Origin of the sequence: Flavobacterium sp. 245 (genome assembly GCF_004362055.1) — a bacterium.
GTDB lineage: Bacteria > Bacteroidota > Bacteroidia > Flavobacteriales > Flavobacteriaceae > Flavobacterium.
This window is the reverse complement of the sequence record NZ_SNXB01000003.1, coordinates 468,866-482,029: the sequence shown is the minus strand read 5'-3', so window position 1 is coordinate 482,029 and position 13,164 is coordinate 468,866. Positions and strand designations below refer to the sequence as shown.

Genomic DNA, 13,164 nt, shown 5'->3' with positions numbered 1-13,164 from the left:
TATATGAATAGAAAATTACTTTTTTTTGCAATTTCATGTTTAGTAATGCTTTTGAGTTGTTCTGCTCAAGAGGATTTGGGCAATTTTACTTCTAAACCAGTAAATGTTGAAAAGCCTGATACTATTTCTAAACCTGCAGATTCGGATGATGATACAATAGTTGTCCAAGATCCGGTTGTTCAAGATCCAGTTATCGTAGCCCAAAATAGCATTATTGCGCATCGTGGTGCTTGGAAAAAAAATAATTTTCCGCAAAATTCGATAGCGGCATTAAAAGAGGCAATAAGATTAGGATGTAAAGGCTCGGAGTTTGATATATGGTTTACTGCTGATGACTCTTTAATTGTAAATCATGATCGTATTTACAATAACTTAATAGTTCAAAATGCGAGTTATTCACAATTAACTGCTTTGAAACTTTCAAATGGTGAAAATTTGCCAACACTACGAGAATATATACAAGCAGCAAAAGAAAACAATACAACAACCAAATTAGTTTGCCATTTTCAAGAAGGTTTAAATCCAGTTAGAAGAAAGTTATTTGCGACTAAAATTTTTGAATGTATTAATAAACTTAAAGCTCAATATTTAATAATCTATGCTTCTGATTCATATGCTTTATTAAAAGAAATAAGAGCTAAAGATGCTTTGGTGGATACTAGATATTTGATGGGCAACGCTTTTCCTCCTGAACAAGTCAAAAAAGATAATATATCTGGTATTTTTTATTATGACTCTGCCTATACCAATAACCCTGAATGGATAGAAAGTGCAAGAGCTAACAACCTTACTTTAAGTGTTAGTGGTGCAAATAATATAGACCGTATTAAGTGGTATCTTAAAAATAATTTTGATGCTATCTTAACTGATGAACCTGAGTTTTTAATAAAACTTCAGTCGTCCTTGGTGAATTAATATATAAAAAAAACTTAAAAAATATTGGTTTTCCCTTGAAAACTAATATTGTATCTAAGAACTTGCATATCTTGAACAAGATGAAATTATTGCAATGATAATTTTTAAGAATAAAAAACTGATTTTACACAAATAAATAAAATATAATGAAAATAGGGTACACAACAGGTGTTTTTGACTTGTTCCATATAGGACATGTTAACTTGCTGAGAAATGCGAAGTCAATGTGTGATAAATTAATTGTAGGGGTGACTACAGATGAGTTGGTTTCATATAAGAATAAAAAAGCAGTGATCCCTTTTGAAGAGCGTGCTGAAATTGTTAGAAATTGTAAACACGTGGATGTAGTTATTCCGCAACCATCTATGGATAAATTTGAAGCTTGGCAAAAATTAAGATTTGATATAATGTTTGTTGGTGATGATTGGTTTAATACTGATAAATGGAAAGACATTCAAGCACAGTTTGAAGAGGTTGGAGTTAAAATTGTTTATTTTCCATATACTAAAGGAACATCTTCGACTATTTTGAATGAAACATTAGAGAGATTAAGAGAAAGTAATAAATAAATTTATGTGCGGAATATTAGTAAATGTTGGAAGTGTTGGGAAGGATAAATTTATTCAAGCTTTAAATTTACAAACACATAGAGGTCCAGATAGTTTTGGTTATGATAAAATTGACAATGTAAGTTTCGGACATAGAAGGTTAAGTATCATTGATTTGAACGAGTGTTCAAATCAACCCATGCGAAATCGCAACGAGAGATATACAATTGTTTTTAATGGAGAAATTTATAATTATAAAGAAATTAGAGAAGAGCTAATTGAATTAGGATATCTTTTTGAAACTGATGGTGATACTGAGGTTTTATTAAATGCTTATGAGGCATTTGGAGTGAAGGTGTTAGATAGGTTAATTGGAATGTTCGCTTTCGTTATATATGATAACCTAACTAAAGAAATTTTTGTCGCACGTGATAGATTAGGAGTAAAACCTCTTTTTTATACCATAAATAATGATGGGATGATTTTCTCGTCTGAGGTTAAATCTATTTTAAGTTTGGATGGTTTTAAGCGCAAGTTAAATTTACATGCAGTTAGTTCTTATCTTTCGTATCGATACCCAATAATGAATGATACTTTTTTTGAAGGTATAAATGTTTTTCCATCTGCTCATTGGATGAAAATTGATTCAGATGGACAAAAAACTATAGAAAAGTATTGGGATTTTGATGATAAAATAAGTTTGCAAAAAGAAGATAAAGGAGAGAAGTATTATATTGATAAGCTAAAGGAGTTGATTACATCTGCAGTCAAATATAGAATGGTTTCAGATGTACCTGTTGGCGCATATTTATCTGGAGGTGTAGACTCAAGCATTGTCACGTATGAATTAGCTAAATTAAAAGAAGGGGTAGTAAATACTTTTACAATTGGTTTTGCTGAAGAAGGATATAATGAATTTTCATACTCAAAAATTGTGTCTGACTTGTGTAACACTAATCATAAAGAAATTCTTCTTGATGAAAAGAATTATTTTGAAGCAATGACTGATTTGATTAAGGTCAAGGATGCTCCTTTAGGAGTTCCAAATGAAGTTCCTTTATTCTTAATGTCAAAAATATTAAAAAAAGATATTACAGTTGTTCTGTCTGGAGAAGGTGCAGATGAAATATTGGCTGGCTATAGCAGGATTTTTAGCTCATCAGAAGATTTTAAAAAAATGTCAGATCCGGAGTTAGAAAAAGACAGTTTGTTGAGTCAAAAACTAAGTAGTAAATATGGAGAAGATTTTCCCAAAAGTGAGATTGAACACTTTTTGAGTTTATATCAATACTGCTCTTCTTCGTTTAAATCAAAATTATTTCATTCTAATATTGATTCAACAAACATTGAAAAAGATTTAAATGAGGTTTTTTCTTTTAATTTTGAAAAATTAGATGGCGAGTCTTATTTGAATAAAATGCTTTATTGTTTCGAGAAAATTCATTTACCTGGTTTATTAAATAGATTAGATACAACTACAATGGCGGCCAGTGTTGAAGGTCGTGTGCCATTTGTCGATCATAGATTAATTGAATTTGCTTTTTCGATACCTAATCATTATAAGTTAAAGTGGACTGGGGATAAAACATCTTTAGATACACAGTTAGGCAGTGAAATGGCAGAAAATTCTAATGTTCCAAAATATATATTGAAAAAAAGCTATGAAGATATCATTCCAAACGAAATCCTATATAGAAAGAAAATGGGGTTTCCAGTGCCTTTGAATAATTGGTTTGGGAATGATTTTAAAGATCTTGCTTATTCTAAGATAATTAATGGATATTTAATAGGAAATAAAATTATTAATAAAGACTTTTTCTTGGAATTAATTAATAATTATGAAGTAATTGGAAACAAAGAGGATATTGGTATGAAAATTTGGATGATTTTAAATTTAGAACTTTTTCTATCTGACTATTTCAAAAAGATAGATTAGTATTTAATAAATAAAAAAATTCAACTTTTAGTTTAAATGATATTAAAAAATGTAAATATCAAATCGCCTTTAATATCTAATTTTTTATCATTAGTAATATTACAAGGTGCAAATTATATTTTTCCGTTATTAACTATTCCATATTTATTTAGAACGTTAGGAGTTGAAACTTTTGGATTAATTAGTTTTGCAACTGCATTTGCACAGTATTTTGTTATTCTGACTGATTTTGGTTTTGGGATTTATGGTGTACAATACGTTTCTGCGAATCGAGATAATAAAGAGCTACGAGATGTTTTTTTTGTTAACGTAGTGATTGCGCAACTTTTTCTTTTTGTGCTAGGATTATTATTTTTACTTAGCATAATTTTTATTTCCGATAAATTTTATGTAGACAGATGGGTGTATTTAATTTCTTTTATGTCGGTCTTTGGTACAGTACTTTTGCCAGCTTGGTTTTTTCAAGGAATAGAGCAAATGAAATACATTACTCGAATTAATATTGTAACCCGTACACTTTCGATTATTCCTATTTTTTTCTTTGTAAAATCAGACGCTGATTATTTATTAGTACCTTTTTTTTATGGTTTAGGGTCTATTACTTCTGGTGCAATAGCATTGTATGTGGCAAGTAAGCGTTTTAAAGTAGATTTAAATTTTTTTAGAGCATCTTTCTCAGGAATAAGATTGTGTCTCACAGAAAGTTCTACTTTTTTTGTTTCTAGAATATCTGTGTCATTGTATACTGTTAGTAATAGTTTTGTCTTAGGGCTTGTACTTGGTAACGTTGCAGTAGGGTATTATGCAGCCGCAGAAAAATTATATTCTGCTATACAAAGTGTGTATAGTCCACTTAGTAGTGCAATATATCCTCATATGGTTAAAAGTAAAGATCTGAGTATGTTTAAGAAAATATTTGGATTTGCAATATTGATTAATTGCTTAAGTATACCAATTTGTATTTACTATGCAGATTTCATAATGTCTTTGATATACAAAAATTTAGCAAAAGAAAGTATTGCAATATTTAGAATATTACTGGTAGAATGTTTACTTTCTATACCTTCTATTTTAATTGGATACCCTTTACTTGGTGCATTTGGACATGCAAAATATGCTAACTTCACGGTTATTGTCTCTTCTTTTTTTCATATAGTAGGACTAGCAATATTATTTTTCACAAATAATATTACAGTCATAACAGTGGCTTGTTTAGTAGTGTTGACCCAAGTTGTAGTTTTGTCGCTTAGGAGTGTGGGAGTATATACCAAAATATTAAAATAATGAAGCTTTTAAAAATAATTATTAAAAAAATCTGATGGATATAAAATATTTGTTGAAAATAATAATCTCTCCTGTTACAAGTTCTCTTTATTTTATTTCTGGAATGATACCTAGAGACCCAAAAATTTGGGCATTTGGATCTAATAATCAAATTTTTTCTGACAACTCTAAATATCTCTATATTTATTTATTAAATTCTTACCCTTCGTTAAAATGTGTTTGGATTACAACAAAACCAGATGTTTTTAAAAAAATTTCAGAAAGAGGTGGAAATGTTGCAATGAAATGGAGTCTTAAAGGTTTTTGGTATGCTTTGCGTAGCAAATACTGGTTTGTAAGTGGTTCTCGACCGGATATTAATTTTTACGCCTCGAAGGGAGCAACAACTTTTAATTTATGGCATGGAATTCCTTTGAAAAAAATTGGATTTGATATTGATAATGGTCCACAATATAATGAGTTTCATTCAACATCATTTATTCATAGAAAAATTATTGCGAAAGATATATTTATAGCACCGGAATATTTTTTAAGTACTTCAGATTATGTTTCCAGAAAAATTTTTAGCTCTGCATTTGCAATTCCTCTTGAAAGATGTCTTTCTTTTGGATATCCTCGAAATGATATTTTTAGCATGAATGTTGATAGTATCCAAAAATTAGTGACAAAATGGGAAAGTAAAGAGATTGACGATTTGTTGAATAAAATTAAATCCTCAAATAGAACTTGGGTATATATGCCAACATTTCGAGACTCTAAGCCAAATTTTTTAGTTGACATTGAACTTAATTATGAAAAAATAAACTCATTTTTAATCGCACACAATCATTTTTTTATATTAAAACTACATCCACTAACTTCTGCTGATACATTTGAATCTTTAAAAAAATATTCAAATATTATATGTATGAATCCTAAGGATGATATCCATTTGTTGCTTCCATTTTGTGATGCGTTAATTACAGATTATTCTTCAATATATTTTGATTTTTTGCTATTAGATAAGCCAATATATTTTTTCTCTTATGACTTAGATGAATATTTACTTCAATCTAGAAGTATGTACTATGATTATACCGATATAACACCAGGAGATAAAATTTTAAAAGCCGAAGATTTACAGTCACTTATCTGTTCAGAGGTGTTAGAAGATAATTGGAAAAAGAGACGTGAAGAGTTTAAAAAAAAGTTTTTTAAATTTTCTGACGGTAATAGTTCCCAAAGGATTACAGATTTTATAATTCAAGAAAATAAACTTAATGTTAACTAAACGTCGTTTGTTGTTCATAAATACTTTATACTCACCAAATATAGGTGGTGGTGCCGAGATAATTTTACAAGAGCAAATAGAAGGGTTAAAAGCTAAAGCGTATCATGTAGCTGTTTTAGTTACAGGCCCCGATAAAGGATTGAAGATTGATAAAGTTAATGACGTAACTGTTTACAGGGCAGGTTTGAAAAATTTGTATTGGCATTTTACAAAAAAAAAGCACAATAAATTTTTGAGACTTGTTTGGCATTTTAAAGATAGATACAATAATAAAATGCGTACGTATGTTAATGATGTTATTAAAATGGAAAAACCTGACGTTATTATTTGTCATAACCTTACAGGATGGTCAATTTCGGTATGGGATGAAATAGCAAATGCAGGAATTCCAATTATCCAAGTAATACACGATCTTTATCTTTTATGCCCATCTAGTAGTATGTTTAGAGGTGGAAAAGCTTGTCAGATGCAATGTTCTGATTGTAGATTGTTTAGAGCAAACCATGTTTTAAAATCTGAAAATATTAATGCTGTTATTGGAGTCAGTAATTATATATTAAATAGATTTTTATCAGCAGGATATTTTGCTAAAGCTCAAAAGCATGTAGTTTACAATGCAAGGGAAATTGAAGATACAAAATCAAAAAAAGAGAGAATTGATAACAAAGAAACTTTACGTATTGGTTATATTGGTACGTTATCAGAAATAAAAGGAGTAGAGTGGCTAATTAATCAATTTCAATCAATTGATATAAATGCAACTTTAATTATTGCAGGAAGAGGTCTTGTTGAATATGAAAGACATTTAAAAGAAATTGCAACAAATGAAAATGTTAGTTTTATTGGTTATACTTCACCAAGTGATTTTTATTCTCAAGTTGATATAGTTGTAGTTCCTTCAATTTTAGGAGAAGCATTTGGTTTAGTCGCAGTTGAAGCAGGCGCTTATCATCTGCCTGTTATTGCTTCTCGAATTGGGGGTTTGCCAGAAATTGTTAAAGATGGGGTAAATGGGTTATTATGTGATGTTAATGATCCTGATTCTTTGGGTTTAGCGATATTAAGTCTATATAATAATTTAAATCTTTACAATCAATTATCAAATAATTCTAGAGCTTCTGTTGAATCTATGTTGAGTAAAGAAGTAATGCTAAAGGAATATGAAGAGATTATTAAATCTGTTTAAAAAAAATGAAAGAACTTTATCTGAAAGATAAATTAAGGCCCGATTTGAAAAAATCTTTTTTGTTGAAAAAACAAGATAAAGTTGCATCTAAATTTATTTTAGTAATTATTTCCAGTCTATTATTATTTGAAGTTTTTTCTGGAGCGTTAAGATATTATTTTTCGCAATGGGGTATGTCATATATTATCTATTTACCTAAAATAGCTTGTTTTATTGCAGTAGTTTTAAAGATCATAAGGTTAAAAATAAAAAATTTTATACCAATAATTGCTCTGGTATTTTCAATTTTAGTTGCTCTTTTTAATTCGGCAGTTTTCTCAAATATTGCATTTAGTTTTTTTGTTTATTCACCAGTTATTTTTGGTATTTTATATGGTAAGTACATTGAAATTAAGCAAAAAGAGGTTCTTTTTATTGTATGGATCTGTTTAATTGCCTCCATCTTTGGTATTTTTTTAGATTCAACAACAGATTTGCCGTGGAAAGGTTTTGTTTATAATATTGGTGATATAGAAGTGCAAGCAAATAGACAATGGCAAACTTTTGGTGAAGACAGAATAGCCGGTTTTTCTAGAATATCAGCATCTCTGGCTATTATGATAGCAATTTTTTCCTTGTATATTAACGCATATTTGCGCTCGAATTTATTGCGTTTTTTACTTTTTGGGATTACATTTTATAGCATCATTCTCACAACAAATAAATCTACAGTAGTTTCTTATTTAATTAGTCTTGTCGCTTATTTTCTATTTCAGAAAAGATCAGCTTTAAAGGGGATTTTTTATTCTATAACAGCTGTAGGTGTCTTTCTACCTGTTTTAGGAATTTTTTTAGAATATTCCATAAATACTCGTGGTTTAAGTACTCTTACTAAAACATTGCTTTTTTCGTTTGATGATAGATTAACAAATACTTGGCCCAATTTTTATGAAAATGTGTTAAGTCATAATGGCTTATTTTGGGGTACTGGATTAGGTACTATTGGTACGCCATATTCAACATTTCCTATTAAAGATTTGCCAGCTATCAAAGGTTATAGTCTTGGTGTGGCTGACAATACTTTTTTATACCTATGGGGCATTTTTGGAGTGATTGGAGTTTGGCTATATACTCGTTTTTATTGGTTGATGAAAAAACTTGCAATTTCTCATTATAACTTTTCAGTTGCATTATGTTGTATTTCAGTTTGTGTTTGTGTAATATCATGGACTACTGATATCTTTGAAGCTGTGGTTAGTAGTTTATTTATAGGGATTGCAATTTCTAGAGCAATCGGAAAACATAAAATTGCCAGTTTATAATGATTGTTATTAATGCAAGATTTCTTACCCAGCCAATTACAGGCGTTCAGAGGTTTGCTATTGAGATTTCAAAAGAGCTTAAAAAGAGTAATCTTCCAGTTGTTTTTTTAGCACCTAAAAATATCATTCACCATGATTTGGCTCAGGAATTAGATGTAAAAACTTTAGGCAGGCTAAAAGGTCATCTGTGGGAGCAGATCGAGTTGCAAACATACGTACTGAAAAATAATGCTTTTTTGGTTTCGTTTTGTAATACAGGCCCTTTGTTTGTTAAAAAGCAGATTGTAACAATTCATGATTTGTGTTTTAAAGTACATCCGGAATGGTTCTCAAAAGGTTTTTCTTCGTTTTATAATTTTTTGATACCAAAATTAGTTAAAGTTTCAAAAGCAATTATAACAGTCAGCGAAGTTTCAAAAAAAGAACTTATAGATGAACTTAGCGTTTATGATGAAAAAATCACAGTAATTTATAATGCGGTTGCACCAGTTTTTAAAGAGCCTAATAGTGTGATAAATAGTAAGAGGCCCTTGAATGACGAGTATATTTTATCTGTTTCATCTCATCATCCAAGAAAAAACTTCGACAGACTTGTTGAAGCATTTAAGCTTATTAAGAGAGATAATCTTAAATTATGCATAATAGGAAATGTAAATAAGAACTTTAATTCAAAAATAAGTGAGAATGACGAAAATATTATTTTTTTAAATAATATTTCAGATACGGAACTGGTTGGTTATTACAAATTTGCCAATTTGTTTGTTTTTCCAAGTTTATATGAAGGATTCGGGATACCAATAATTGAAGCAATGAGTTTAGGTACAAAGGTGTGCGTTTCTGATATTCCTGTTTTTAGAGAAATCTGTGGTGACAATACGATATATTTTAATCCATTAGATGTTAATGATATTAGCAGGAATATGTTAAAAGCTTTAAATAGTTCAAATGATAAATTGTCTCAAAATAATTTAGCAGACTACAGCTGGAATCAAAGTGCTTTGAAATTAATAAAATTGATTGAAAAGAATTTATAATAGAAAAATAAAACTATATAATTAAAGATAAAAATTTAAAAACTACTGAATGTGGCTTTTTTAAATTTTTAAAAGATATAAAGCTATTATTGCTTTTCCTGTTTAAAAAATAATAAATGAAAATTGCACTTGTTCAAGATTGGTTAACAGAGTTAGGCGGAGCCGAAAAAGTATTTCGATCGATTTATGATTTATACCCGGATGCAGATATATATACTTTAGTATATAATCCAGAAGTTCTTAAAAAAATGAACATTTCAGAGAGTAAAGTCACGGCATCATTTATTCAGAGATTGCCTTTTGGTAAAACAAAATATCGCAATTATCTTCCTCTTTTTACAAAAGCAATTGAGAGTTTTGACTTTAGTCAATATGATTTGGTGATTTCTTCATCTTATTCTGTTGCTAAGGGAGTACTTACAAATAGCAGTCAGGTGCATATTTGTTACTGTCATTCTCCCGTTAGATACGCTTGGGATTTGTATCATCAATATTTAAATGAAGCTGGATTAAAAAAAGGATTAAAATCAATTATTGTAAAACACTATTTGCATAAATTGAGAATATGGGACATTATTAGTACCAATCGTGTCGATTATTTTATTTGTAATTCAAATTATATAAAAAATAGAATTGCGAAACTATATCGACGCGATGCAGAAGTTATTTATCCTCCAATTTCTATTGAGGAGTTTCCATTTTTAGACCAGAAGGAAGATTATTTTATAACATGTTCTAGATTGGTGCCATACAAAAGAATTGATCTTATAGTGCAAGCTTTTTCTTTACTTCCAAATCTTAAACTGAAAGTGATTGGAGATGGCCCTGAAATGTCAAAAATAAAATCTTTAGCAAAATCAAATGTTGAAATATTGGGTTATCAAGAGGATAATGTTCTTAAAAAAGAATTATCTAATGCGAGAGCATTTGTATTTGCAGCCGAAGAGGATTTTGGGATAATTCCGATTGAAGCTCAAGCATGTGGAACTCCAATAATTGCATTTGGTAAAGGCGGAGCTTTAGAGACGGTGATAGAAAATGAAACAGGAGTTTTTTTTGAAGAACAAACTGTTGAATCTTTGATTGATGCAATAAATAGATTTTTGATAGTTGAAAATAATTTCTTGTCTGATAAAATTAGAGATAATGCATCGAGATTTGTTGATACGAAATTCAAAAATGCAATTATTCAGTTTGTTAATGTACATACGATAGGGAAGAATAATAAAAAAAATAAAGATTTATTAAGTGACTAGTTTTTGAAATGTTTATGATTTTTTTAGTCGTAATCAATATTTTGATTTTTGAAGTATGTCTTGTTGTTAACTTAATTTTTAATAAGTAAAAATGAAAATTTTAGAAGAACTCTCGGAGTACCGCTTTTCTCGGTATTTTAAAATCTTGTTCTTGATATGGGATATAGTACTGTTAAATGTAGCTATCGCTTTATCAGCCTTGCTTCGATTCGGGACTATTGACAAATTATTTTTAAAAGAAGTAGAAACTATTTCATTATTAGGTAATTTAATATGGATTGGGCTTTTATTGTATAAAGATTCTTTTAGAATTGTAAGAGTTGAACCTATAGAATCTATTTTAAAAAGAACTATTAAAAAAGTTATTATACATATTGCTATAACCGCTTTTTTTGTTGTTGTATTAAAATACACAGATATTTCGAGACTGCGCTTGGTTTATTTTTATTGTATTTTCTTTGGGTTACTTATGATTTCGAGGTATTTATCAATGAAATTGCTGAAGTTTATTAGAGCGAAAGGATATAATTTTAGAAGTTTTATAATTGTAGGCGCTAATGATACCGGCGAAAGAATGCGCAGAATTTTAGCTAAGGATTTAACTTATGGTTACCGTTTTCTTGGTTTTTTTGATGAAAAAGTGGATCCTTTTGCATTTATTTCACACCCTATTTTAGGTGGATTTGATCAGATTGAAGAATTTATTCTTAATGAAGAGGTGGATGAAATGTATGTAGCATTACACATTGATAACATTGCTGTGATAAATCAATTAGTGAAAATTTGCGAACAGCATATGGTTCGTATAAAGTTTATTCCAGACTTTCAGTTGTATACAAAGTCCAACAAAGTACAAATGACTTTTTACGAAAATACTCCCGTGTTGATGTTTCGACGAGAACCATTAGAAGCGGCGGTAAATCGATTTTTAAAGAAAGTTTTTGATATTTGTTTTTCATCATTTGTTTTGGTCTTCATATTTCCATGGCTGTTTCCCATTATTATGCTTATTATAAAAATGGAATCTCCAGGTCCCGTTTTTTTTAAACAGGAGCGTTCAGGAAGGGATAATAGATCTTTTACCTGTTTAAAATTTAGAAGTATGCGTCTAAATGGAGCTGCTGACAGTAAACAAGCTGTGAAAGGAGATAGACGTGTTACTAAATTTGGTGCTTTTATGCGAAAAACAAGTATTGATGAATTGCCTCAATTTTTTAATGTGTTTTTTGGAGATATGTCGGTAGTTGGACCTAGGCCGCACATGGTCAATCATACTAAGCAATACAGCGAGTTAATTAATAATTATTTAGTGCGTCAATATGCTAAGCCAGGCATAACTGGATGGGCGCAGGTTAATGGCTTTCGTGGAGAAACGAAAGAACTTATAGATATGGAAAATAGAGTAGAATATGATATTTGGTATATTGAAAACTGGAGTTTGTTATTAGATATTAAAATAATAATAAAAACAGTCTTTAATGTGTTTAAAGGTGAAGAAAATGCTTTTTAAGTATATAGTTTTGAACTTTTCCGAAATCTAACATTATAACTCAATGCCTGACATAAAAGGTGCATTTGCCTTTTGTATAAATATTTTTTTAATCCTTATATTTGCCCCGTAAATTGTAGACCTAATGAAATTGAATTCTTCCTTTTTTATAAAAACATTTAGTTTTTTAATGCTTTTATTCTTGTTTTTTTCTTGTGGATCCAAAAAAGATGTTGTGTATTATCAAAATATCGATGGAATGACTGCGCAGCAAAACGCAAATTCTTATGAAATTAAACTCCAGCCTGATGATTTGTTAATGATTTTAGTTTCAGCTGATGATCCTGAAGTAGCGATTCCATTTAATTTAAGAACTTATAGTACAACAAATAATAACAGATTAGATGTTACGAGAGGCCAAGAAACAGTTCAATTGTATTTGGTGGATCAAAGCGGTAATATTGAATTCCCTGTTATTGGAAAATTAAAAGTGAGTGGACTTACACGAACTGAAGCTCTTAAGATGTTGCAAGAAAAAATAGGTACCTACATTAAGAATCCAATTATTAATCTTCGTATAATGAATTTTAAAATTTCTTTACAAGGTGAAGTAAATTTACCAGGAACTTATCCGATAACATCAGAAAGAGTTACTTTAGTTGAAGCATTAAGTATGGCCAAAGATTTAACAATTTATGGGCGTAGAGATAATATTTTGGTTATCAGAGAAGTAGATGGTGTAAAGTCATATAATAGAGTAGATATAACTAAATCGGATTTTATTAATTCTCCTTTTTACTATCTATCTCAAAATGACGTAGTCTATGTTGAGCCAAATAAAACCCGAATCAACTCATCTGCAGTCGGTCCAAATACGTCGGTAATTATATCTGCAATTTCGATATTAGTATCGCTTTCTGTTCTAATTTTTAAATAAAATATTAA

Annotated in this window: 11 protein-coding genes; all 11 read left to right on the top strand. The window is 29.5% G+C overall.

The annotated features are described in order from the left end of the window. Positions 1–3 precede the first annotated feature (3 nt). Complete coding sequence (locus EV145_RS08150) at positions 4–915, top strand: glycerophosphodiester phosphodiesterase family protein (RefSeq protein ID WP_133524719.1); 912 nt, start codon at positions 4–6, stop codon at positions 913–915. Between the two features lie 146 nt (positions 916–1,061). Continuing rightward, positions 1,062–1,484, top strand: a complete 423-nt coding sequence (locus EV145_RS08145) for an adenylyltransferase/cytidyltransferase family protein (RefSeq protein ID WP_133524718.1) — start codon at positions 1,062–1,064, stop codon at positions 1,482–1,484. 4 nt (positions 1,485–1,488) lie between these two features. After that, complete coding sequence (asnB, locus tag EV145_RS08140; protein WP_133524717.1) at positions 1,489–3,399, top strand: asparagine synthase (glutamine-hydrolyzing); 1,911 nt, start codon at positions 1,489–1,491, stop codon at positions 3,397–3,399. Between the two features lie 36 nt (positions 3,400–3,435). Then, positions 3,436–4,683: an oligosaccharide flippase family protein gene (locus tag EV145_RS08135; RefSeq protein ID WP_133524716.1), complete on the top strand. Its 1,248-nt coding sequence runs from the start codon at positions 3,436–3,438 to the stop codon at positions 4,681–4,683. 34 nt (positions 4,684–4,717) lie between these two features. Further along, positions 4,718–5,953 (top strand): CDP-glycerol glycerophosphotransferase family protein, encoded by a 1,236-nt coding sequence (locus EV145_RS08130; RefSeq protein ID WP_133524715.1) that lies wholly within the window; start codon positions 4,718–4,720, stop codon positions 5,951–5,953. Continuing rightward, positions 5,943–7,139: a glycosyltransferase family 4 protein gene (locus tag EV145_RS08125; protein WP_133524714.1), complete on the top strand. Its 1,197-nt coding sequence runs from the start codon at positions 5,943–5,945 to the stop codon at positions 7,137–7,139. Before EV145_RS08130 ends, EV145_RS08125 begins: the two co-directional genes overlap by 11 nt. Positions 7,140–7,144: 5 nt before the next feature. After that, positions 7,145–8,440 carry a hypothetical protein gene (locus EV145_RS08120; RefSeq protein ID WP_133524713.1) on the top strand — a complete coding sequence of 432 codons (1,296 nt, stop codon included), beginning with the start codon at positions 7,145–7,147 and terminating at the stop codon, positions 8,438–8,440. Next, positions 8,440–9,474 carry a glycosyltransferase family 4 protein gene (locus EV145_RS08115; protein WP_133524712.1) on the top strand — a complete coding sequence of 345 codons (1,035 nt, stop codon included), beginning with the start codon at positions 8,440–8,442 and terminating at the stop codon, positions 9,472–9,474. Before EV145_RS08120 ends, EV145_RS08115 begins: the two co-directional genes overlap by 1 nt. A gap of 116 nt (positions 9,475–9,590) precedes the next feature. Then, a complete protein-coding gene (locus tag EV145_RS08110) occupies positions 9,591–10,730 on the top strand; it encodes a glycosyltransferase family 4 protein (protein WP_133524711.1) in 1,140 nt (379 codons plus the stop codon). A 91-nt stretch (positions 10,731–10,821) separates the two neighbouring features. Next, a complete protein-coding gene (locus EV145_RS08105; protein WP_133524710.1) occupies positions 10,822–12,240 on the top strand; it encodes an undecaprenyl-phosphate glucose phosphotransferase in 1,419 nt (472 codons plus the stop codon). 124 nt (positions 12,241–12,364) lie between these two features. After that, the gene (locus EV145_RS08100) at positions 12,365–13,156 is read left to right on the top strand and encodes a polysaccharide biosynthesis/export family protein (RefSeq protein WP_133524709.1); all 792 of its coding nucleotides are present in this window, start codon (positions 12,365–12,367) and stop codon (positions 13,154–13,156) included. Positions 13,157–13,164: the final 8 nt, after the last annotated feature.

Bases quoted from the DNA above. Each gene is read 5' to 3' on its own strand.
- EV145_RS08150 (WP_133524719.1), top strand. From the start codon at position 4: ATGAATAGAAAATTACTTTTTTTTGCAATTTCATGTTTAGTAATGCTT.
- EV145_RS08145 (WP_133524718.1), top strand. From the start codon at position 1,062: ATGAAAATAGGGTACACAACAGGTGTTTTTGACTTGTTCCATATAGGA.
- asnB (WP_133524717.1), top strand. From the start codon at position 1,489: ATGTGCGGAATATTAGTAAATGTTGGAAGTGTTGGGAAGGATAAATTT.
- EV145_RS08135 (WP_133524716.1), top strand. From the start codon at position 3,436: ATGATATTAAAAAATGTAAATATCAAATCGCCTTTAATATCTAATTTT.
- EV145_RS08130 (WP_133524715.1), top strand. From the start codon at position 4,718: ATGGATATAAAATATTTGTTGAAAATAATAATCTCTCCTGTTACAAGT.
- EV145_RS08125 (WP_133524714.1), top strand. From the start codon at position 5,943: ATGTTAACTAAACGTCGTTTGTTGTTCATAAATACTTTATACTCACCA.
- EV145_RS08120 (WP_133524713.1), top strand. From the start codon at position 7,145: ATGAAAGAACTTTATCTGAAAGATAAATTAAGGCCCGATTTGAAAAAA.
- EV145_RS08115 (WP_133524712.1), top strand. From the start codon at position 8,440: ATGATTGTTATTAATGCAAGATTTCTTACCCAGCCAATTACAGGCGTT.
- EV145_RS08110 (WP_133524711.1), top strand. From the start codon at position 9,591: ATGAAAATTGCACTTGTTCAAGATTGGTTAACAGAGTTAGGCGGAGCC.
- EV145_RS08105 (WP_133524710.1), top strand. From the start codon at position 10,822: ATGAAAATTTTAGAAGAACTCTCGGAGTACCGCTTTTCTCGGTATTTT.
- EV145_RS08100 (WP_133524709.1), top strand. From the start codon at position 12,365: ATGAAATTGAATTCTTCCTTTTTTATAAAAACATTTAGTTTTTTAATG.